The following is a 20,512-nucleotide window of genomic DNA, read 5'->3' on the forward strand; positions in this document are numbered from 1 at the left end:
TTTCAAAATCCTGAATAATGATTTCCAGAATTGTAAAACAACGCGCCGCTCAGGCCAAGAGAAGACCAGCGCAGCCTGCACCCCAGTTCTTCCTTCATTCTTTCTTAAATACCCGCGGGGGAATCGCGCCCCCGGCGCGATGGGGGCAGCGCCCCCTCTTTTTACAGGCCCGCCCAAAACGACCCCCCCGCCATTGCCGCTCACGCCGCCGAAGTCAAAGACCCAGCCGATCCCGCGTCGCATACCAGAGCATGGCCAGCACCAGCAGCGGGCTGCGTAGAGAGGCGCCACCCGGAAATGCCTGCGTCGGGATCGCGGCCATCGTGTCGAACCCATCGGCATTGCCCTCGATCGCCTTGGCCATCAGATAGCCTGCGTGGGTCGCCGTACCGACGCCGTGGCCAGAATAGCCCGAGGCCGATAAGATGTTCGGCGCCAGCCGCGCGACATAGGGCAGGCGCTTCATCGTGATGCCCAAGGTGCCGCCCCAAGCATAGTCGATCTTAACATCCTTCAACTGCGGAAAGACCTGCGACATCGGTTTGCGCACCTTGGCGGCGATGTCCTGCGGGAACCGGTAGCCATAGCTTTCGCCCCCCCCGAAAAGCAGGCGCCCGTCGTGCGACAGCCGGAAGTAATTCACCACGAACCGGCTGTCAGCCACCGCCACGTCGCGGGGCAGCACATCGTTTACGCGGTCGCCCAAGGGTTCGGTGGCGGCAATGAAGTTGTTGATCGGCATGACCCGCGCCGCCACTTCACCATTCAAATTGCCCAGATAGCCATTGCAGGCCAGCACCACATGGTCGGCGGTGACGCTGCCGGTGGCGGTCTGCACCAGTGCCTTGCTGCCTTCGACGATGTTCTCGGCGGGACTTGTCTCATGAATGCGCACCCCCGCGGCGGCGGCGGCGCTTGCAAGGCCAAGCGCATAGTTCAGCGGATGCAGATGCGCCGCACCCATATCCAGCACACCGCCTTTGTAGTCGGGCGAGGGGCAAACCGATTGCAGCGCGGCGTGATCCAGCACCTCGATCTCATCATAGCCGTAGTTCTTTTGCAGATGCTCTGCATAGTCGTGCAGATGCCGCACGTCAGAGGCGGTTGACCCGGTCCATGCCACGCCGGGTTTCAGTTGGCAGTCGATCTCATGCTTTTCGATCAGCGATTTGACCAGCGCCTTGGCCTCTTGCCCCATCTCCCAGAGCTTGGTGGCATGCGCGTGGCCCAGCATTTTCTCAAGACCGTCCTGCTCAACCCGCTGGCCTGACCCCAACTGCCCGCCGTTGCGGCCCGACGCACCAAAGCCCACGCGCTGCGCGTCCAAGAGCACCACGTCATAGCCCGCCTCGGCCAGATGCAGCGCGGCCGAAAGGCCGGTATAGCCCCCGCCAACGACACAGACATCGGCTTTGGTGTCGCCTTGAAGCGGCGGGTGGGCCGCGTGCTTCGTGGCGGTGGCGGCGTACCAGCTGGTGGGGTACTGGCCGGGCGTGTCGTTGGCGTATAGCAGGTTCATCGGGCCTCCGGGCGTTAGACGTTCATCAGCAGATGTTCACGTTCCCAAGGCGAGATGACCTGAAGGAACTCTTCGTATTCCGCCCGTTTCACGATGGAATAGACGCGGGCGAACTCCGGACCCAAAGCCTCGTGCAACTCTGTGGCTTCCTCAAACAGATCAAGCGCTTGGCCCAGAACTTGGGGGATGTCCCCTTCGCCGACATAGGCGTCGCCCTTGAATTCGGGCAGCGGCTCTTTCTGCTGGATCAGGCCCAGATAACCGCAGGCGAGGCTGGCGGCGATGCCGAGGTAGGGGTTGCAATCCATCCCCGCGAGACGGTTCTCAACCCGGCGCGATTTCGGCCCCGAGAGCGGCACGCGGATGCCTGTGGTCCGGTTGTCGCGGCCCCACTCAAGGTTGATCGGCGCGGCGTGATCCTTGACGTAGCGGCGATAGGAGTTGACGTAGGGCGCGATCACGGCCAACGCCGAAGGCATGTGGTTTTGCAGCCCGGCAATGAAATGCTGAAAGGGCGCAGTCTCTTCCCCATCCGTATCGACAAAGATGTTTTCGCCGGTTTTCACGTCGAGCACCGAGTGGTGGATATGCATCGCGCTGCCCGGCTCATCGGCAATCGGCTTGGCCATGAAGGTGGCGTAGCACTCGTGCCGCATCGCCGCTTCGCGGATCAGGCGTTTGAAGTAAAACACTTCGTCGGCGAGCCGTACCGGATCGCCGTGCTGCAGGTTGATCTCAAGCTGGCCAGCGCCGCCTTCTTGGGTGATGCCGTCGATCTCAAAACCCTGCGCCTCGGCGAAGTCATAGATGTCGTCGATGACGGGGCCGAATTCATCCACGGCGGTCATCGAATAGGCCTGCCGCGCCGCAGCGGGGCGGCCCGAGCGGCCCATCATCGGCTGAATTTCCTTGGCCGGGTCGATGTTGCGCGCCACAAGGAAGAATTCCATCTCAGGGGCCACCACAGGCTCCCATCCCTTGTCGCGGTACAGTTGCACCACCCGTTTAAGCACATTGCGCGGCGAATAGGCCACCGGCTCATTGTTGCGGTCATAGGCGTCGTGGATGACCTGAAGCGTCCAGTCCCCGGTCCATGGGGCGGCGGTGGCCGTGTCCATATCCGGGCGCAGGATCATGTCTTTTTCAATGAACCCATCGTCGCCTGCCGCTTCGCCCCATTCACCGGTGATGGTCTGGTAAAAGATGCTGTCGGGCAGGTGAAAGTAATCCTGCCGCGCGAATTTCGACGCCGGGACAGCCTTGCCGCGGGCGATGCCGGGCAGGTCGGGGATGATACATTCCACTTCGTCCAGACGCCGGCCCTCAAGATAGGCGCGCGCCGCTTCGGGTAGTGCTTCTGTCCAATCCTCGGCCATCAGGCCCTCTCTTTCCTGTTGTCTTTGAAGAATGCGGCCATTTGGTCCGCGATTTTTTGGTTATCAATGGGGCCACCAAGCGCGGCGGTCGCCTGTTCAAGCTGGTGGTCTGGCACCACGCCCTTGCCACGGGTTTTGATCAGCCCGTCGATGAAATCATGGCCGAATTCGGGATGTGGCTGAACCGTCCAGATGCGGTTGTCATAGGCCAGCGCCGCATAGGGGCAGAAATCAGACGAGGCGACGACCTTGGCACCCTCGGGCAGTTCGACAACCTGATCCTGATGCCATGCGTTGAGCGCCAGCTTGTCTCCGTCCATGTCGTATTCAGTGCGGCCGATCGACCAGCCGCCGGTGAACTTTTCGACCTTGCCGCCAAGCGCTTGGGCGATGACCTGATGGCCAAAACAGACGCCAATCATCGGGCGGCCATCGGCATAGGTTTCGCGGATGAAGTCTTCCAGCGGCGGGATCCAGTCGTGATCCTCGTAAGCGCCGTGTTTGGACCCGGTGATGAGCCAGCCATCGGCTTCATCCACCCTTTCGGGCAAGATCCCATCGACGACCGACCAGATTTGAAAGTCAAAGTCATGACCGTCCAGCAGCTTGGTGAACATTTCGCCATAGTCGCCCAGCTGTTCGCGGAAGTCCTCGGGAGAATGGCCGGTTTGAAGAATGCCGATTTTCATGTGTCACCTGTTACACAGTGTCGAGATAGATCTCGACCTGTTCCTCTGGGGTCAATTCTTGCATGTAATGCAATTCTTGGCGTTTCGTCAGCACGAAGTTGCGGACCATCTCGGGGGCAAAGATCCGTGCGACATGGGGGCAGCTTTCAAACAAGTCGATAGCGGTTTTCCAATCGCTGGGCATGCGCGGCAGATCGGCGGCATAGGCGTTGCCGGTGATCGGGGCAGGCGGTTCTGCCGCGTCTTCGATCCCGTTAAGCGCCGCGCCCAGAACGGCGGCCAGCATCAGATAGGGGTTCACGTCGCCGCCAGAGACCCGATGTTCGATCCGCCGCGCCTTGTGGCTGCCCGAAGGGATGCGGATCGCGGCGGTGCGGTTTTCATAGGCCCAGCATACCCCGGTGGGCGCATGGGATTCCGGCACCATCCGGTCAAAGCTGTTGGCGTGCGGACAGAAGACCAGCGCCGAGCCCCGCATCGCGTTCATGCAGCCCGCCACGGCGTGGCGCAACGTGTCGGTCCCCTTGGGCCCGCCATCGTCAAAGATGTTGTCGCCATTTTCATCCAGCACCGAGAAATGCGTGTGCAGGCCAGAGCCGGAGTAATCCTCATAGGGTTTCGCCATAAAGCTTGCGGCAAAGCCGTGCCGCCGCGCCAGCCCTTTGACCAGCATTTTGAACAGCCATGCGTCGTCGGCGGCGCGCAGGGCGTCGTCGCAATGCATCAGGTTGATCTCGAACTGGCCCAGACCCGCCTCGGAAATGGCGGTGTCGGCGGGGATGTCCATCTCTTCGCAGGCGTCATAGAGATCGGTGAAGAACAGATCGAACTGGTCAAGCGCGCGGATCGACATGGTCTCGGCCGCCTTGCGCCGTTTGCCCGAGCGGGGCGAGATCGGCACCTGAAGGTTGCGGTCCGAGTCGTCAATGAGGAAGAACTCCAACTCCACCGCGCATACCGGCGTCAGCCCGCGCGCCTTGTAGCGGTCCAGCACCGCGCGCAGCGCATGGCGCGGATCGCCGGGGTAGGGGCGGCCATCTTCGCGGAACATCCAGATCGGCAGAAGGGCCGAGGGCGCGTCGAGCCATGGCATTGGCATGAAGCCCCGCTCGGTCGGTTTCAGCACGCCATCCGCATCGCCGCTTTCAAACACCAGCGGGCTGTCGTCGATATCCTCGCCCCAGATGTCGAGGTTCAGCACCGAGACCGGAAAGCGGGTGCCTTCGGTTGTCACCTTATCGGCAAAACGCGACGGAATGCGCTTGCCCCGCGCTTGGCCATTGAGATCGGCGGCGGCCACACGGATGGTGCGGACTTGGGGGTTTTTACGAAGCCAGTTGTTCATACGTCACCTGCAAAGGCGGTGGGCATGTCACAAAGCGGTTCGCCCGAGGGCAAAAGCGGTTGGCGCCCACGCGCCGCGTAATTTGATCAAATAATGGATACTACCGGATCAAATTAGGACGCAAGCGAATTTTACGGCGTTGCGCTTGGGGCAGGTGGCGGTTGAGGCGGGAATTGATCAAACCGAAGACGCCGATGATGCAGAGCGTCAGAAGGATGAAATAACCGGCAAGAATGGGATAGGGGATGAAGGGATTGAAGGTTTTGTCGGCAAAATAGCTGGCGTAATAGAGCGCATCACCGCGCTGTTGCCATGCCGGGAAACCGCTGAAAAACACCAGTGTCGTGGCGTGAAACAGGAAAATTGCCTCATTCGTATAGGCGGGCCAAGCGAGCCGCAGCGAGGTGGGCCAGATCACCCGGCGAAAGCGCGACCAACCGGACAGACCATAGGCATCTGCGGCCTCGACATCGCCCTTGGGGATGGATTGCAGCGCACCGTAAAAAATTTCGCCCGAATATGCGGCAGTGTTGAGAAAGAGCACGATCAGCGCCCCAAGCCATGCCGCGGTGAAGGGGGCGAAGAAAGCGTATTCGGACTTCAGCGACAGAAACAGGAAGTAACCAAAGAAGAACTGGATAAAGAGCGGCGAGCCACGAAAGATGAAGATGAACCACTCCGCCGGTTTGCGGAACCAAGGGTTCGGACTGGCCTTTCCAACGCCAAGCGCTGTGGCAAAGAAGAAGCCAGTCAGCAGGGCGATAACGCCAAAGTAGATGTTCCACAGCATCCCTGAGCCGATCAGCGTGAACTGTTCGCAAAGCGTGAAACCCTCGCGCGGCAGCAGCCGTTCGCCATAGCCAAGGGACCGCAGACCGTAGTCCTGAATCGTTTGCAGACAGCTCATGCGCCGGCCCTCCGCTGGGCTTCGCCGCCGGTGGTGGCTTGGCCGCGTGTCAGTCGTTTCATCAGGCGGTCCAATGAAATCTCGGAAATCCGGGTAAAAAGCAGGTAGAACACCAGCAGTCCGAGGAAGTACCACATGCGCCAGTCGGGGTGCGGATAGTCGGTAAAGCGCGGCGTCTTGGTGCCGCCCAGTTCGCGCGCCCAATAGACGATATCCTCGACGCCCAAGAGAAACAGCAGCGGCGTGGCCTTGATCAGCACCATCCACAGGTTGCTGAGACCGGGCAGGGCATAGACCCACATCTGCGGCACCAGCACCCGCCAGAAGGTCTGGCGGTGGTTCATGCCGTAAGCCTCGGCGGTCTCAAGCTGCGCCCGGGGCACGGCGCGCATGGCACCAAACAGGACGTTGGCCGCAAAAGCGCCGAAGACGATCGCAAAGGTAAAGACCGCAAGCCCGAAACCATAGGTCTCATGCACCCATTGCGCGGCATTGCCCAAAGGCATTTTGGCGGCCTGACAGACCACGAAATCGCTGCCTTGACGGACCGGCATGTCCCAATCGGAACAGAGCGCCTTGTGACGCAGGTATTCGATGCCCTGATCCAAGGCGATGACGAAAAACAGAAAGAAGGCGATATCCGGCACACCGCGCACCAGCGCGATATAACCTTTGCCGACCCAACTCAGCGGCGCGAAACGCGCACGCGCCATCATGGCCCCGCCAAAGCCGAAGGCCAGCGCCACAGGCGCGGTCACGGCAAGCAGCATCAAGACCTTAAGGAAGGACATGTAGAACGACATATGAACGCCGGTTGTCAGGTAACAGGCGGTCCAGAACCAGTCGTTCAGGATCGATGGGTCAGAGCAGAAAGAAAACATGGGCCCCCATGGGCTGGTCCGCGCGAGGGTGCTGCGCGAGGGCTGATCCGCGCGAGGGTGCCGCGCAGGGAAGGTCAGGCGCGCCGCGAAGGGCGCGCCTGAGGTTGGATCACTCGTAGGTGTTGGTGTCGTCGCCGAACCACTTTTTGAGCATTTCGTTCAGCGAGCCGTCTTCTTTCATCTCGGTGATGACGGCGTCGAATGTGTCGCGCAGTTCGGTGTCGGACTGGCGCAGACCCATGCCGATGCCGTCGCCAAGCGGGACATCGTCGCCCACGAACATCAACTCACCGCCGGATTCCTCGACGATCGGAACGAGGTAATCTTTGTCAGCGAATACCGCGTCGGCTTCGCCGTTGCGCACGGCCGCGACGGTTTCTTCGGGGGTCGCGAATTCGATCAGCGTGGCACCGCTTTCGGCAACGTGACCGGCTTGGATGGTCGCTGTCTGACCTGCAACAACGCCGCCTTCGATGTCCGCATCCTCAGAGGCCGCAACATAAGCGGAAGCGGTCGGCGGATAGTAGTTCTGCGTGAAGGAGATGACTTCCTTCCGCTCGTCGGTGATGCTCATCCCGGCCATGATGTTGTCGTAGTTGCCCGACACGAGGTTGGGGATGATGCTGTCCCAGTCGTTTTTCACCCATTCACAGGTCAGCTCGGCGCGTTTGCAAAGCTCGTCGCCCAGCTCACGCTCGAAACCGTCAACTTCGCCGGCGTCGTTGATGAAGTTGTAGGGGGGGTAGGCGCCCTCGGTGCCCATGCGGATGGTTTTGCCATGTGCTTCGGCCATCGCGAAACCAGCAGTCATGCTGAGCGCGGCGCTTGCCAGTAGGATCTTTTTCATTTGGTAACTCCCTTTGGTTTTTGTTTACGCAGGCTGGGTTGCCGAAAGGAACCCACGCAGACGTTCCGATTTGGGCGCGCCGAAGACTTCTTCGGGCGTCCCTTGTTCTTCGATCAGACCTTTGTGCAAAAAGACGACATGATCGCTGACGTCAGCCGCCAGTTTCATATCGTGGGTCACGATCACCATCGTGCGCCCCTCTGCGGCCAGATCCTTGATAACTTTGACGACTTCCTGCTCCAGCTCGGGGTCGAGCGCGCTGGTCGGCTCATCAAACAGCAGCGCCTCGGGCTCCATGCAGAGTGCACGGGCGATGGCGGCGCGCTGTTGCTGGCCGCCGGACAGTTGGGCAGGGTAGACATCGCATTTGTCGCCGATCCCGACCTTTTCGAGATAGCCGCGCGCGGCGCGCTCCACCTCTGCCCGGTCGCGGCCCAGCACGGTCAGGGGTGCTTCCATGACGTTTTGCAGGATCGACATATGCGCCCAGAGGTTGAACTGCTGGAACACCATCGACAGGTTGGTACGAATGCGCAGCACCTGTTTGGCGTCCGCCGGGCAGCGCTGGTGGCCGTTGCCTTTCCAGCGCACCGGTTCGCCTTTGAAAATCACTTCGCCCTGTTGGCTGTCTTCCAACAGGTTGCAGCAGCGCAAAAGGGTGGATTTTCCAGAACCCGATGAGCCGATCAGCGAGATCACATGGCCACGCGGGGCGGTCAGATCGACCCCTTTGAGAACCTCCAGTGAGCCATAGGCTTTGTGAAGGTTCTTGATCTGGATAACCGGGGTATCTGTCGTCACGGAAACTGTCGCCAATCTGTCATTTCAGTGCGCTATAAAGCGACGAATCGACGGAAATTGCAACGCAGAGTTTGGCCCGCGTTGCACCGCAGCACCGGTGCTGACGCTAGGTCAGCTTTCCTTGGCGACACGCTGGCGCGCCATGGCGCTGTCGGTATCGGTGACGCCCAATAGGTTCGACACCAACCGCAGCAGCGCGTCTTCTTCATCAGAGCGGCTGCCATCGGCCAAAACCACCTGCCAAAGCGCCTCGATTACCTCTAGCCGACGCTCATAGGGCACCGCGTCTTTGATCGCGCGGGTAAAGCGCACGGTGTCGGGGGCTTGCGCCTCAAGCGCCTCGGCTTCTTCGCGCAGGGCGGTGGCGTCGGCCTCATTCAGCCCGTGGCGTTCAGCCGCGATCCGGTCGATCAAGCGCCGTTCGCTCATTGCGTAGTCATTGTCGGACCGGGCGATGCGGACCAAAAGCGCGGTCAGCGCGAGGCGGGCATCGTTGTCGGCCAATGGGTCGGGTTCGGGCTGGGTCAGCCGTTTGAGAAAGTCACCAAACATAAGTGCGTTATCATCCTGCTGCGGGGAAAGGGAATGTCAGAGCGTATTCAAGGCGTTGGCGCGGGCTGCGGCCATATCCTCATCCGATAGGCCAAGCGCGGTTTCGATGGCGACAAGCTGGATTTCCTCGTCATCATTGCGCGCCCCGTCCGAGAGGGCCACCTGCCACATCGCCTCGCCCAGTGCTTTGCGGTCGGCATAGTCGACCTCTTCGCGCAGGATGCGGGTGAACTCAGGCGTGCCGGGGGCGTCACGCTCCAGCGCCTCGCACGTGGCGCGCAGCTTGGCGGCCTCAATCGGTTTCAATCCAAAGGTCCGCGCCAGAATCTGGTCGATCTGGCCGATTTCAGAGGCGCGGTAGTTACGATCCGCAAAGGCCACACGCACCAAAAGCGCGCCCAGTGCCAGTTGAGCATTGGGCTGCGGCAAAGGTTTCGGCTGTGCCTTACGGCGGGGGAACAGTCGGTTCAGCATGGGGCTCACTTATCGCAGGAAACAGGGTCGCCATAGAGGAAACTGCGCGTGGGGCGCGCTGGTTCCTGCAATGGTCCGCATGGATTTAGCTGTCATAGCCTTCTACGATCACCAAAGACCCATCGGCCACGTTCAGGCGGATGTCTTTGGCACGCTGGTAGCCGGGGCTTTCGTAGCAGGCGACCGCGTCGGCATAGCTGTCGAATTCCAAGACAACAGTGCGGGCGCGCATCTGGCCTTCGCGGACTTGTTGGGTGCCGCCGCGCACGAGGAAACGCGCGCCGTAATCCGCGAATGGTTTGGCATTGGCGGCGCGGTATTTATCATAAATCGCGGTGTCGTGGATATCCATAGTGGCGATCCAATAGCCCTTTGGCATTTGTTATCTCTCCTGTTGGGTCAAAGTGGCGAAACGGGCGGTGAGGTTCTGCGCCTCAGTTGCCAGCCCGTAGGGGGGATTGATCACGAACATGCCCGAGCCGACCATGCCATGACCGGGGCGCGCAGGCGGGAAGCGCACTTCGTGGCGCAGCGCATCGGGGTGGTTGGCCGCGAGCGTGTCGAGCATCGGTATATGCGCGCGGTTGGTCAGGATCGGATACCACAGGGCGATGATCCCGACGTTCCACGCGCGGTTAAGCTTGGCGATCTGGCGCGGGATGGTCTCGTAATCGGTCTTGATCTCATAGGAGGGATCAATCAGCAGCATCCCCCGGCGCGGCGTGGGCGGGGTGAGGGCAAAGGCCATCTCGAACCCATCGCTGAGGTGGCATTTCACCGGATAGGGCGACATCGCCAGATCAAGCGCGCTATGCTCTTGCGGGTGCAACTCGGCCAGATGGATGCGGTCATCGGGGCGCAGCAGTTTCGCAGCCAGCAGAGGTGAGCCGGGGTAGGCGCGGGGGCCGTGGGTCTCGCGCAACTCTTGCAAGACTTGGGAATAGGGGTGATCGGGGGCGAACCAACCGGCCACCTTGTCGATGCCCTGCCGCGCTTCGCCGGTCTTTTCCGCCGTCGCGTCCGACAGGTCATAGAGCGCCCGGCCTGCGTGGGTTTCCAGATAGGTGAGCGGTTTGTCCTTGCGGGTGAGATACGACAGCATCCACGCCAAAAGCGCGTGTTTCTGCACGTCTGCTAGGTTTCCGGCGTGGTAGATGTGTTGATAGCTCAGCATGGTCTAGCTGTAGCGGAGTGGTTGGCGGGTGCAACGCGAAAGAGCGGAGAGGGCCATAGCCTACCCGTCGCACCGCAGGTGCGGCGAATGAATGATGGCACGCCTGCGGCGTGGCGGGCGGGCAGGCGATGGCCCGGCGCCTGCGGCTTGATTCCGGGCCTTGTGATGGCTGCCAGACAGAAAAAGGCCCGGCGTTTAACGCTCGGGCCTTCGATCTTATACCAACCGCGACACATCCTTCGCGGCACGCACGAAATCCTTGAACAAGGGATGTGGATCAAACGGCTTTGACTTCAGCTCAGGATGGAATTGAACGCCGATGAACCACGGGTGATCCGACCATTCCACGATCTCTGGCAGCTTGCCATCCGGCGACATGCCCGAGAATTTCAGCCCAGCCTTCTCAAGCTGTTCCTTATAGGCGATGTCGACCTCATAACGGTGACGGTGACGTTCATCGATTGTGGTGGTGCCATAGGCTTCGGCCACGCGCGAGCCTTCGGCCAGCGTCGCGTCATAGGCACCCAGACGCATGGTGCCGCCTTTGTCGTCATCGACCTTCCGCGCCACCTTGTGGTTGCCCTGCACCCATTCTTTCAGGTGGTAAACCACCGGCTCGAAACGCTTTTTGCCTGCCTCATGGTCAAACTCTTCTGACCCCGCAGATTTCAGTCCGGCCACGTTTCGCGCGGCTTCGATCACCGCCATCTGCATGCCAAGGCAGATACCGAGGTAGGGGACCTTGTGCTCACGGGCATATTGCGCGGCCTTGATCTTACCTTCGGTGCCACGCTCGCCAAAGCCGCCGGGGACGAGGATCGCGTGGAAACCTTCAAGATGCGGCGCGGGGTCTTCGCTGTCGAAAATCTCGGCGTCGACCCATTCCACGTTAACCTTGACCCGGTTGGCCATGCCGCCATGGGTCAGCGCCTCGGCGATGGATTTATAGGCGTCTTCAAGCTGGGTGTATTTGCCGACGATGGCGACTTTGACTTCGCCTTCGGGGTTGTAGATGCGGTCGGCCACGTCTTCCCAACGGCGCAGGTTCGGCTTGGGGGCAGGGGTGATCTGGAAGGCATCCAGAACCGCCTGATCCAGCCCCTCGCGGTGGTAGGCCAAGGGCGCTTCGTAGATCGATTTAAGGTCTTGCGCGGCGATCACCGAATCCGGGCGCACGTTGCAGAAGAGCGCCAGTTTCTCGCGTTCTTTCGCGGGGATCGGGCCCTCGGACCGGCAGACCAGAATGTCAGGCGCGATGCCGATGGAGCGCAGCTCTTTGACCGAGTGCTGCGTCGGCTTGGTCTTCAATTCGCCGCTGGCTTTGACGTAGGGCAGCAGCGTGAGGTGCATGAAAATACACTGCCCGCGCGGCTTGTCTTGGCTGAACTGGCGGATCGCTTCAAAGAAGGGCAGACCTTCGATATCGCCCACGGTGCCACCGATTTCGCAGAGCATGAAATCGACCTCATCATCGCCGATATCGATGAAGTCTTTGATTTCATTGGTGACGTGGGGGATAACCTGAATGGTCTTTCCCAGATAGTCGCCGCGGCGTTCTTTCTCCAGCACGGTGGAATAGACCCGGCCCGAACTGATGCTGTCGGTTTTCCGTGCGGCCACGCCGGTGAAGCGCTCATAGTGCCCAAGGTCGAGGTCGGTCTCCGCGCCATCATCGGTGACGAAGACTTCGCCATGTTCAAACGGCGACATCGTGCCGGGATCGACGTTCAGGTAGGGGTCCAGCTTGCGCAGACGAACCGAAAAACCGCGTGCCTGAAGCAAGGCGCCCAAGGCCGCCGAGGCCAGACCCTTGCCCAGCGACGAGACCACACCGCCTGTGATGAAGATATAGCGTGCCATGTGATCGGAGACCCCCGTGAAATCAAAGTTTGTTGCAGGCAAAAACCAGCCAAACGCGCTGCGGAAAACCGCAGCACCACGGGATTTAAGCCTTACAGGATTCGTGCGTGTGAGGCAAGGCCTGCCGCAACATGCAGTTGCGGAACAAGGCCGTGCCTCAAGGTTTTGTGTTCGTTAGCTTAATCGGCCGCAGGGACCAGCGGTGAGTTGCCATCCGCGGAAGGCGGCAGCAGATCGTCGCCCGCAGGCAGGGCAGGGCTGCCATCTTGGTTCTGGGCGGGCGGTGTCGCGCTCAGCCGGTCGATGACCGACGAGCCTGCGGATTTTTCCGCCGCGATGATGGTCAGCGTGATCGAGGTGGCGATGAAACCAGCGGCAAGGATCCATGTCACCTTGCCCAGTGCCGTCGCGGCAGAGCGGCCCGAAACGGCACCGCCGCCGCCACCACCCATGCCAAGGCCACCGCCCTCAGACCGTTGCAGCAGTACCACGGCGATCAGGCCGAGGGCCAGAATCAGGTGAATGATCAGAACGACATTTTCCATGGGTACGACAGCTTTCGGTTTTGGTTGGCGGGTATCTATTCGTCTTTGCCCATGGGGGCAAGGGTGGATTGCCGCCGAGCAGCGATCGGACCGGGGTGAAAAGCGGGGAGGGGGCACCAGACGGACGCGCGGCACGAGCAAAGACCGCCGCATGGGGGCGACGGTCTTTTGAAGCAGTACTCAACCACAATATGTAAGAGGGTTATCCTGGAATTAAGGTGGTGCAGACTCGCTTCGTAGGAATACTATAGCATGAAATGCGGGCAAATTCGCCCATTTTCTTTGCAGAGAAATGAAGGAATTGGCTCTGATCGGCGATGGACAGCCGATCCCCTCTGGGGCAGTCTGCCGCCATGCCTCATGATCATTCAGACCACGACCACTCCCATGCCCTGCTGCCGCCCGAGCCTGCGCTCAGGGTCAAGGCGCTGGAAACGCTGCTGACCGCCAAGGGGCTGATTGACCCCGCCGCATTGGATGAGATCATCGACACCTATGAGAACCGCATCGGCCCGCGCAACGGGGCTGAGGTCGTCGCCCGCGCGTGGAGCGATCGTGATTTCCGCGCGGCGCTGCTCAAGGATGCGACCGCCGTGGTGGCCGAGATGGGGTTCTTCGGGCGGCAGGGCGAGCATATGGTCGCGGTCGAGAATACGGATGAGGTGCATAATATCGTCGTCTGCACGCTGTGCTCCTGCTACCCTTGGCCGCTTCTGGGCATTCCGCCGGGTTGGTATAAATCCGACGCCTACCGCGCCCGCGTGGTGCGCGAACCGCGCAAGGTGCTGGCGGAATTCGGGGTGGACCTGCCCGCAGACACCGCCGTACGGGTCTGGGATTCAACAGCCGAGGTGCGCTATCTGGTGATCCCGCAGCGCCCGGCGGGAAGCGAGGGCTTGGATGTCGCGGCGCTGGCCGACCTTGTCACCCGCGACAGTATGATCGGCACCGGATTGGCCAAAGCCCCATGACCCGCGTGCATGATATGGGCGGGCGTTTCGGCGATGGCCCGGTCACACCCGAGGCCGAAGATGCGATTTTTCACGCCGAGTGGCACCGCCGCGCGCTGGCGCTGACCTTGGCCACCGGCACCTTAGGCAAATGGAACATCGACGTGTCGCGCCATGCCCGCGAATGTCTCGCCCCCACCGATTACATGCGGTTCAGCTATTACGAGAAGTGGCTCGCCGGGGTGGCTGATATGTTGGTCGCCCGCGGGGTGGTCAGCCGTGAGGAACTGGCGGGCAAGGCCGATCCTGCGCCCAGCCCGCTGGCGGAAAAAGCGCTAAAGGCGCCGCAGGTGGCTGGGGTGCTGGCCCGTGGCGGCCCGGCGGATCGCCCCTCTGACATCGCGGCAATCTTTGCGCCCGGTGATGCGGTCGTCACCCGCAAGCGGCCTGAAAACACCATCGTTCCCGGCGGCCACACTCGGTTGCCTGCCTATGCCGCGGGCGCGAAGGGCCGGGTGCTGCGGCTGCATGGCGCGCATGTCTTACCCGACAGCAACGCCCATGATCTGGGCGAAGCCCCCGAGCCGCTTTATGCCGTAGCCTTTCCGGCCTCTGAGCTTTGGGCGCATCCCGAACACCCCCGCGATGAGGTCGTGCTCGACCTATGGCAAAGCTATCTGGAGGCCCCATGAACGCCCCGGAACCCGTCTTTGAGGCGCCATGGCACGCGCATCTCTTCGCGCTGACGGTGCATCTGAACGAGAGTGGTCTTTTCGATTGGCCCTTTTGGGCCGACCGCTTTGGCGCGACTTTGGCACGGCATGGGCTAAGGCGAGAGTTGAACGGCGGAGAGGACTACTTCAACGCTTGGCTGGAAACCCTCGAAACCCTGCTGATCGACGCAGGCCATGCCCGCCCCGGTGATCTGCGCAGCCTGCGCGACAGGTGGGAGGCCGCCTATCTCAGCACGCCACATGGCGATCCGGTGCGTTTGAAGGCGGCAGGAAACCTCTAAACCCCCTCGCTGGCGCTCAGCGCGTTTTTCGAGTTTCACACGCCTGCCACTGTCGCTATACGGGCGCGGGACATCGCAAAGGAATATATCATGGCCAATGTCGTCGTTGTCGGCGCCCAATGGGGTGACGAGGGAAAAGGCAAGATCGTTGACTGGCTCAGCGAACGCGCCGATGTGATCGCGCGCTTTCAAGGCGGGCATAACGCGGGCCACACTCTGGTCATCGACGGCAAGGTTTATAAGCTGCACGCGCTGCCTTCGGGCGTGGTGCGCGGTGGCAAGCTGTCTGTCATCGGCAACGGCGTGGTGCTGGACCCGTGGCACCTGCTGAAAGAGATCGAAACGATCGAAGGGCAGGGCGTTGAGATCAACCCCGAGAACCTGATGATCGCGGAAAACACGCCGTTGATCCTGCCGTTCCACGGCGAATTGGACCGCGCCCGCGAAGAAGCGGCCAGCAAGGGCACCAAGATCGGCACCACCGGTCGTGGCATCGGCCCCTGTTACGAAGACAAAGTTGGCCGCCGCGCCATCCGCGTTGCCGATCTGGCCGACCCCGCGACCTTGGAAGCCCGCGTTGACCGTGCGCTGCAGCACCACGACCCGCTGCGCAAGGGCTTGGGCGTTGAAGCTATCGACCGTGATGCGCTGATCGCGCAACTGCAAGAAATCGCTCCGAAAATTCTGCCTTTCGCCGCACCCGTTTGGAAAGTGCTGGCCGAGAAACGCAAAGCGGGCAAACGCATCCTCTTTGAAGGGGCGCAGGGCGCTCTGCTCGACATCGACTTTGGCACCTATCCCTTTGTCACGTCGTCGAACGTGATCGCGGGGCAGGCGGCGACCGGCGTGGGCCTTGGCCCCACCGCCATCGACTATGTGCTGGGCATCGTCAAAGCCTATACCACCCGCGTCGGCGAAGGCCCGTTCCCGACAGAGTTGGAAGACGCAGACGGCCAACGTTTGGGTGAGCGGGGCCATGAGTTCGGCACCACCACCGGGCGCAAGCGCCGCTGCGGCTGGTTCGACGCGGCCCTGCTGCGCCAGACCTGCGCCACCTCGGGCATCACCGGCATCTGCCTGACCAAGCTTGACGTGCTTGATGGGTTCGAGACGCTGAAGGTCTGCGTCGGCTATGATCTGGACGGTGAGCGGCTCGACTATCTGCCGACCGCCGCCGAACAGCAGGCCCGTTGCGTGCCGATCTACGAAGAACTGCCGGGCTGGTCCGAATCGACCGAAGGCGCGCGCAGTTGGGCCGATCTGCCCGCCAATGCGATCAAATATGTGCGCCGGGTCGAAGAGTTGATCCAATGCCCCGTCGCACTCGTCTCCACCTCGCCAGAGCGGGAGGACACCATTCTGGTGACCGACCCTTTCGCGGACTGATCTGATGGCGCTGAGCTACAAAGCACGTCGCCGTTGGGCGCTGGTGATCCTGCTGATCGGGCTGCCAAGCTATATCGCGGTGGCGGTCTGGACGGTGGCCCAATTCGACCGCCCGCCGGTGCTGCTTGAGCTTGGCATCTATGTTGCCCTTGGCATCGTCTGGGCGCTGCCGTTCAAATTTGTCTTTAAAGGCATCGGACAGGCGGACCCGGACGCGGACGACGACCAGTAACACGCAATAAAAAAGCGCCCCGCGGGGCGCTTTTTCGTATCTGCACTTTGGTCGGGGGTTTAACCCACGGCGCGGTGATCGGGGCGGTAGCCAATCTCATCGGAGACGGTGAACCGCCCGCCTTTGATCTTCTCGATCTTGCCTGCGCGCAGCAGTTGACCGAAGGAGCGTAGTCCGTCTTCGCGGGTGAAGTCCGGCAGCCCGATCGAGCGGACCTTGCCCATCAACTGCGGGCGCGAGAATTGGTCGCGCCCCTCGACAAAGGACATGTAAGACGCCGCCGCCTCAAGCAGTTCGGGCAGCTTGGTAGCGCCCATGTCGGCGGCGAAATCGGCAAAGCTTTCGGCGTCGGGGTTGGTTTTGACCGGCTCGACCACGGCGGCCACCCGGCGCGGACGCACGGGGCCCGCGTTGCGCAGCTTGTCGACGTCGATGCGCTGCTCGGCTACCAGTTTCAGCGGAGCAGAACGGGCGTCGGCCTTTGGCCGCTCGGTCCGGGCCGAACGGCTCACGGGGCGGCGCGGACGGACCACATCGGCCAAGTCTTCGCGGTAGGCGTCATCCGAGGTCGCGGTGGTGGCGCGGCCACCCATCGCCTCATCGGCTTTCTTCGCGGCGACGGCGGCGCGAAGATGGGCAAAGGCATCGCGGCGCGTGGTGCTTTCGGCCTCGTCCATCTTGCTGTCGGTTTCCGCCATCAGACGCGACATGTCGGGGCCGGTCTCATCGTCGATGGTGGGCAGGCTGTGACGGGCCGCTTGCGCAGGCTCGGCTTGCTCTTCGATCGGTTCCGCTGCGGCTTCAACCTCTGCTGGTTCCTGCTCTGCGGCTTTAACCTCTTCGGGCTCTTCGACTGCGGGTTCGTCTTCAACAGGCGCGGCTTCCGGCTCGGTCATCTCGACCGCGGGGGCGGGCGTTTCCTCGGCCTCTGGCGGGGTGGACGCGCCAAGTTCAGCCTCCAACGCGGCCAATTCGCGGGCCAGTTCGTCTTCATCCTCGGGCGACAGTGAAGAGTTGCGCGCTTCCTCGGCTTGCGCGGCGGGTGCATCTTGCGGTGCCGGGTCAGAGACTTCTTCCAGATCGCCCCGGGCCACGGCGGCTTCGAGATCTGCGCGTTTGACCTTGATCACGCGCCCTTTGCGGGGCAGGTCGGCGGCGTCGATCTCCAGTGCGGCTTCGGCTTTAGGTTCCTCTTCGTCCTCTGCGTCGAACAGGCTCTCATCCGTCTCGGCGACTTCTGCTTCGTCTTCTTCTTCGGCCTCAAGACGGTTGAGGATGTCAGCGAGATCGTCGTCGTCCTCTTCCGCTTCGTCTTGCGCCATCTCTGTGGCTTCATCGGCGTCCAGCGCATCTTCGATGTCGCGACGTGCGGCGTCGATGGCGGCTTGGCTCTCTTCGGATTCGACCTGCGTTTCGGCGGTGGCACGGGCCACTTGGGGCGCGGCTGCTTCTTCCTCGTCGTAGCTTGCGGCCTCATCCTCGTCCTGCTGGGCGACCACGGCGCGGATGCGCTGCAATTTGGCGGCGATGCTGTCGGCGGGGGCGGCGCTTGCGGCGGGGATCTCTTCGACGCTGGCGGCCTGCGCTTCATCCTCGTAGTGGGACTGCGGCTGCGGGCTGGCGGCAAAGAACGCCTCGGCGTCGCTGGTGTCTTCTTCCTCTGCTTCGGCTGCCGGTGCAGACTCGGCGGCAGGGGCGGGCTCGGCTTTTTCAACGGCCTTTGCGATCTGAGGTTCGGCTGCTGCTGTGGCTTCCACGGCGGCGGTGTCGGCGATCTCAGCCTTAAGGGGGGCTGGCGTTTCTTCTTGCACAGGCGCAGGCTCTGCCGCGGCGGGCGCTTGCGGCGCTGCGGTTTTGGCCTGAGCCGGAGCGGCTGCGGCGGGGGCTGCTGCTGCCGGGGGCGCTTGGGCCGGAGCCTCGGCGCTTTGGTTCTCCAGCGCACTCAGCACGATCTTGCCTTCCTGCTCACGGGCTTGCACCCGGCGGGAGACTTCGCGCTGCGCGATCCGGGTGAGCATCTCAGCATCCGGTTGTGGTGGCTCGGCACCGAAGTAACGGTCATCCGAGGCCAGATCGCGGAAATACTCGGCAATGGCCTTCATGGTGCCGAAGGAATCATCGAAGCCTTCCAGCGTACACGAAAAAGTGCCATAGGAGACCGTCAAGATTTTGTTGCTGTTCATCATCGGATGCTCGTCCTCTGCGGTGTTGCAGGTATCGTTTACCACGATGTCCAAGACCAAAGCGGCTCGAATCTGTGCCATTCAACGTATGATTTCAAGGCAAGATTAAGGCAGATTTCCAAAAGGGGCACTAATTGACCACTTCAGACCATATCGTGCGGGACCACAAACCAGTCACGCTGCTCGGCGGCGGAGAGGTCTTTGAAGGAGACATCGGCGCTGCACTGGCGCTGGCACCCACCTGCGTTGCGGCCGACAGTGGCGCCGCGCTGGCTCTGGCGGCAGGGGTGGAATTGGCGGCGGTCATCGGCGATTTCGATTCCGCCCCGGCAGAGGTGTTGGCACGGATCCCATCAGAGCGGTGTCACCGGATCGCCCAGCAAGAGAGCACGGATTTCGACAAGGCGCTGACCCGGATCGACGCGCCGCTGGTGCTGGGGGTTGGTTTTACCGGGGCGCGGTTGGACCATCAGCTTGCGGCCTTTAATACGCTCGCCACCTATCCGGCTCGGCCCTGCATCTTGTTGGGCGCGCATGAGATCGTGCTGCTCGCGCCGCCGCGCATCACCCTACCGACGGAGGCGGGGGATGTGGTCTCTCTCATGCCATTGGCGCCGGTGACGGGGCGCAGCCGTGGATTGGAATGGCCGATTGACGGGCTGGATTTTGCGCCTGGTGGCCGAGTTGGCACGTCGAACCGCGCTTTGGGGCCCGTCGCGCTTGAGATGGACGGCCCCGATATGCTGCTGATCCTGCCACGTCGTCTTATGGCGCCACTGGCGGCGCAACTGCTGCGGCCAGATCACGCGCAGTGGCCCGCTCGCGCATGATCACGTAGAGACCCGCGCTGACGCTGATCAGAATGCCCAAACCTGCGAGCGGATTGGGCAGGTCGGAGAAGATGAGCAAACCAAGCAGCGTGGCGAAGGGGATTTCAAGATATTGCATCGGCGCCAATGTGGCCGATGGGGCAAAGCGCAAGGACCATGTCATCAGCAGATGCGCGATCGTACCGAGAACCCCGATGCCGAGCAGCAGGGTCCAGTCGAAGGCATCGGGTTGTATGATCTGCAAAGGCGCGAACTCCGTGATGGCGCCGAGCGCCAGCAACGGCAGGATCATCACGACAGCCATCACCCCGCTCACCGCTTGCAGGCTGATCGGGTCCGTCTCCTTGGCGATCTGACGGGTGACCAGCATGAAGAAAGAAAAGACGACCGCCACGACGATCGGCAGCAGCGCGGGCCAGCCGACGTTCACAAAACTCGGCTGCACGATGAGAAGCGTACCGAGAAACCCAACGATGCTCGCGCCCAAACGTCTTGGGCCGACCTCTTCCTTTAAGATGAGTTTGCCGAGCAGCAACATGAAAAATGGCATGACGAAAGCAATGGCAACGGCATCGGCGAGGGGCAGGTATTTCAACGCGGTGAACATGGCGGCAATGCCCGCCATATGCAGCAGGGTGCGCAGAAGGGTCAGCCGAAACACCCGCCCGCGCATGTGCCAGACGCGGCCAGAGTACCACACGATCGGGATCAGGATCAGCGCCTGAAGGGCGAAGCGGAGCAGCACCACCTGTCCCAAGGGGACCGAAGCGCCCAGTAGCTTGGCCACCGCATCGCCCACGGGCGCTACGATGCAGAAGCCCATCATCAGGGCTATTCCGATAAGGGGCCGATCCTGTTGCATTGCGTTACGCTAAGGAAGGTTTGTGTTCAATGNNGCAGGTATGACGCCCTGCCCCACCAGCTTCAAGGGAGGAGATTAAGACAG

22 protein-coding genes are annotated in these 20,512 nt (G+C 61.8%); 6 read left to right on the plus strand and 16 right to left on the minus strand.

Going from position 1 to position 20,512, the window contains the following annotated elements; translation table 11 throughout:
• Positions 1-214 precede the first annotated feature (214 nt).
• The 14 genes from A3722_RS01020 to secG all read right to left on the minus strand — a co-directional run bounded on the left by A3722_RS01020 (position 215) and on the right by secG (position 12,970).
• A complete protein-coding gene (locus A3722_RS01020) occupies positions 215-1,519 on the minus strand; it encodes an NAD(P)/FAD-dependent oxidoreductase (protein WP_067627053.1) in 1,305 nt (434 codons plus the stop codon).
• 14 nt (positions 1,520-1,533) lie between these two features.
• Positions 1,534-2,895: a glutamine synthetase family protein gene (locus tag A3722_RS01025; RefSeq protein WP_067627054.1), complete on the minus strand. Its 1,362-nt coding sequence runs from the start codon at positions 2,893-2,895 to the stop codon at positions 1,534-1,536.
• Positions 2,895-3,584 (minus strand): type 1 glutamine amidotransferase, encoded by a 690-nt coding sequence (locus A3722_RS01030; protein WP_067627056.1) that lies wholly within the window; start codon positions 3,582-3,584, stop codon positions 2,895-2,897. Before A3722_RS01030 ends, A3722_RS01025 begins: the two co-directional genes overlap by 1 nt.
• Positions 3,585-3,594: 10 nt before the next feature.
• A complete protein-coding gene (locus A3722_RS01035; RefSeq protein WP_067627058.1) occupies positions 3,595-4,929 on the minus strand; it encodes a glutamine synthetase family protein in 1,335 nt (444 codons plus the stop codon).
• Positions 4,930-5,029: 100 nt separating this feature from the next.
• The gene (locus A3722_RS01040) at positions 5,030-5,836 is read right to left on the minus strand and encodes an ABC transporter permease (protein WP_067627060.1); all 807 of its coding nucleotides are present in this window, start codon (positions 5,834-5,836) and stop codon (positions 5,030-5,032) included.
• Complete coding sequence (locus A3722_RS01045) at positions 5,833-6,717, minus strand: ABC transporter permease (RefSeq protein WP_067627062.1); 885 nt, start codon at positions 6,715-6,717, stop codon at positions 5,833-5,835. Before A3722_RS01045 ends, A3722_RS01040 begins: the two co-directional genes overlap by 4 nt.
• Before the next feature lie 109 nt (positions 6,718-6,826).
• Complete coding sequence (locus A3722_RS01050; RefSeq protein WP_067627063.1) at positions 6,827-7,564, minus strand: transporter substrate-binding domain-containing protein; 738 nt, start codon at positions 7,562-7,564, stop codon at positions 6,827-6,829.
• A gap of 24 nt (positions 7,565-7,588) precedes the next feature.
• Positions 7,589-8,365: an ABC transporter ATP-binding protein gene (locus A3722_RS01055; protein WP_067627065.1), complete on the minus strand. Its 777-nt coding sequence runs from the start codon at positions 8,363-8,365 to the stop codon at positions 7,589-7,591.
• Positions 8,366-8,476: 111 nt separating this feature from the next.
• The gene (locus A3722_RS01060) at positions 8,477-8,917 is read right to left on the minus strand and encodes a tellurite resistance TerB family protein (RefSeq protein ID WP_067627067.1); all 441 of its coding nucleotides are present in this window, start codon (positions 8,915-8,917) and stop codon (positions 8,477-8,479) included.
• 36 nt (positions 8,918-8,953) lie between these two features.
• Positions 8,954-9,391 (minus strand): tellurite resistance TerB family protein, encoded by a 438-nt coding sequence (locus tag A3722_RS01065; RefSeq protein ID WP_067627069.1) that lies wholly within the window; start codon positions 9,389-9,391, stop codon positions 8,954-8,956.
• An 85-nt stretch (positions 9,392-9,476) separates the two neighbouring features.
• The gene (locus A3722_RS01070; protein WP_067627071.1) at positions 9,477-9,770 is read right to left on the minus strand and encodes a DUF1330 domain-containing protein; all 294 of its coding nucleotides are present in this window, start codon (positions 9,768-9,770) and stop codon (positions 9,477-9,479) included.
• A 3-nt stretch (positions 9,771-9,773) separates the two neighbouring features.
• Entirely contained in the window at positions 9,774-10,565 is a 792-nt protein-coding gene (locus tag A3722_RS01075) for a 23S rRNA (adenine(2030)-N(6))-methyltransferase RlmJ (RefSeq protein WP_067627072.1), read from the minus strand.
• Positions 10,566-10,781: 216 nt separating this feature from the next.
• Positions 10,782-12,425, minus strand: coding sequence for a CTP synthase (locus A3722_RS01080; protein ID WP_067627074.1), 1,644 nt, complete (start codon positions 12,423-12,425; stop codon positions 10,782-10,784).
• Positions 12,426-12,604: 179 nt separating this feature from the next.
• Positions 12,605-12,970 (minus strand): preprotein translocase subunit SecG, encoded by a 366-nt coding sequence (gene secG, locus A3722_RS01085; protein WP_067627076.1) that lies wholly within the window; start codon positions 12,968-12,970, stop codon positions 12,605-12,607.
• A 353-nt stretch (positions 12,971-13,323) separates the two neighbouring features.
• On the opposite strand from secG, the gene nthA reads away from it, so the two are divergent.
• From nthA to A3722_RS01110, 5 genes are all read left to right on the plus strand, one after another.
• Positions 13,324-13,941, plus strand: coding sequence for a nitrile hydratase subunit alpha (gene nthA / locus A3722_RS01090; RefSeq protein ID WP_082849308.1), 618 nt, complete (start codon positions 13,324-13,326; stop codon positions 13,939-13,941).
• Positions 13,938-14,612 (plus strand): nitrile hydratase subunit beta, encoded by a 675-nt coding sequence (gene nthB, locus A3722_RS01095; RefSeq protein WP_067626589.1) that lies wholly within the window; start codon positions 13,938-13,940, stop codon positions 14,610-14,612. Before nthA ends, nthB begins: the two co-directional genes overlap by 4 nt.
• On the plus strand, positions 14,609-14,935 hold the full coding sequence (locus tag A3722_RS01100; protein ID WP_082849306.1) for a nitrile hydratase accessory protein: 327 nt from the start codon (positions 14,609-14,611) through the stop codon (positions 14,933-14,935). The genes nthB and A3722_RS01100 overlap by 4 nt, the downstream gene beginning before the upstream one ends.
• Positions 14,936-15,025: 90 nt before the next feature.
• Entirely contained in the window at positions 15,026-16,321 is a 1,296-nt protein-coding gene (locus A3722_RS01105) for an adenylosuccinate synthase (RefSeq protein WP_067626585.1), read from the plus strand.
• 4 nt (positions 16,322-16,325) lie between these two features.
• Positions 16,326-16,553, plus strand: a complete 228-nt coding sequence (locus A3722_RS01110; protein ID WP_067626583.1) for a DUF2842 domain-containing protein — start codon at positions 16,326-16,328, stop codon at positions 16,551-16,553.
• A gap of 59 nt (positions 16,554-16,612) precedes the next feature.
• Here the strand turns inward: A3722_RS01110 and A3722_RS01115 are convergent, their stop codons facing one another.
• Positions 16,613-18,817: a hypothetical protein gene (locus tag A3722_RS01115; RefSeq protein ID WP_236627307.1), complete on the minus strand. Its 2,205-nt coding sequence runs from the start codon at positions 18,815-18,817 to the stop codon at positions 16,613-16,615.
• 53 nt (positions 18,818-18,870) lie between these two features.
• Here A3722_RS01115 and A3722_RS01120 point away from each other — a divergent pair, with 53 nt between their 5' ends.
• On the plus strand, positions 18,871-19,566 hold the full coding sequence (locus A3722_RS01120; RefSeq protein WP_236627308.1) for a thiamine diphosphokinase: 696 nt from the start codon (positions 18,871-18,873) through the stop codon (positions 19,564-19,566).
• On the opposite strand, the gene A3722_RS01125 is transcribed toward A3722_RS01120, so the two are convergent.
• A complete protein-coding gene (locus A3722_RS01125; protein WP_067626548.1) occupies positions 19,502-20,428 on the minus strand; it encodes a DMT family transporter in 927 nt (308 codons plus the stop codon). The two genes, A3722_RS01120 and A3722_RS01125, sit on opposite strands and share 65 nt — an antisense overlap.
• Positions 20,429-20,512: the final 84 nt, after the last annotated feature.

Origin of the sequence: Sulfitobacter sp. HI0027 (genome assembly GCF_001634775.1) — a bacterium.
Classification (GTDB): domain Bacteria; phylum Pseudomonadota; class Alphaproteobacteria; order Rhodobacterales; family Rhodobacteraceae; genus Sulfitobacter.

Coding starts and splice junctions, on each gene's coding strand:
- A3722_RS01110 (WP_067626583.1), top strand. CDS start 16,326: ATGGCGCTGAGCTACAAAGCACGTCGCCGTTGGGCGCTGGTGATCCTG.
- nthB (WP_067626589.1), top strand. CDS start 13,938: ATGACCCGCGTGCATGATATGGGCGGGCGTTTCGGCGATGGCCCGGTC.
- A3722_RS01100 (WP_082849306.1), top strand. CDS start 14,609: ATGAACGCCCCGGAACCCGTCTTTGAGGCGCCATGGCACGCGCATCTC.
- secG (WP_067627076.1), bottom strand. CDS start 12,970: ATGGAAAATGTCGTTCTGATCATTCACCTGATTCTGGCCCTCGGCCTG.
- A3722_RS01040 (WP_067627060.1), bottom strand. CDS start 5,836: ATGAGCTGTCTGCAAACGATTCAGGACTACGGTCTGCGGTCCCTTGGC.
- A3722_RS01035 (WP_067627058.1), bottom strand. CDS start 4,929: ATGAACAACTGGCTTCGTAAAAACCCCCAAGTCCGCACCATCCGTGTG.
- A3722_RS01115 (WP_236627307.1), bottom strand. CDS start 18,817: ATGGCACAGATTCGAGCCGCTTTGGTCTTGGACATCGTGGTAAACGAT.
- A3722_RS01080 (WP_067627074.1), bottom strand. CDS start 12,425: ATGGCACGCTATATCTTCATCACAGGCGGTGTGGTCTCGTCGCTGGGC.
- A3722_RS01045 (WP_067627062.1), bottom strand. CDS start 6,717: ATGTTTTCTTTCTGCTCTGACCCATCGATCCTGAACGACTGGTTCTGG.
- A3722_RS01025 (WP_067627054.1), bottom strand. CDS start 2,895: ATGGCCGAGGATTGGACAGAAGCACTACCCGAAGCGGCGCGCGCCTAT.
- A3722_RS01070 (WP_067627071.1), bottom strand. CDS start 9,770: ATGCCAAAGGGCTATTGGATCGCCACTATGGATATCCACGACACCGCG.
- A3722_RS01030 (WP_067627056.1), bottom strand. CDS start 3,584: ATGAAAATCGGCATTCTTCAAACCGGCCATTCTCCCGAGGACTTCCGC.
- A3722_RS01050 (WP_067627063.1), bottom strand. CDS start 7,564: ATGAAAAAGATCCTACTGGCAAGCGCCGCGCTCAGCATGACTGCTGGT.
- A3722_RS01105 (WP_067626585.1), top strand. CDS start 15,026: ATGGCCAATGTCGTCGTTGTCGGCGCCCAATGGGGTGACGAGGGAAAA.
- A3722_RS01125 (WP_067626548.1), bottom strand. CDS start 20,428: ATGCAACAGGATCGGCCCCTTATCGGAATAGCCCTGATGATGGGCTTC.
- nthA (WP_082849308.1), top strand. CDS start 13,324: ATGCCTCATGATCATTCAGACCACGACCACTCCCATGCCCTGCTGCCG.
- A3722_RS01060 (WP_067627067.1), bottom strand. CDS start 8,917: ATGTTTGGTGACTTTCTCAAACGGCTGACCCAGCCCGAACCCGACCCA.
- A3722_RS01065 (WP_067627069.1), bottom strand. CDS start 9,391: ATGCTGAACCGACTGTTCCCCCGCCGTAAGGCACAGCCGAAACCTTTG.
- A3722_RS01075 (WP_067627072.1), bottom strand. CDS start 10,565: ATGCTGAGCTATCAACACATCTACCACGCCGGAAACCTAGCAGACGTG.
- A3722_RS01020 (WP_067627053.1), bottom strand. CDS start 1,519: ATGAACCTGCTATACGCCAACGACACGCCCGGCCAGTACCCCACCAGC.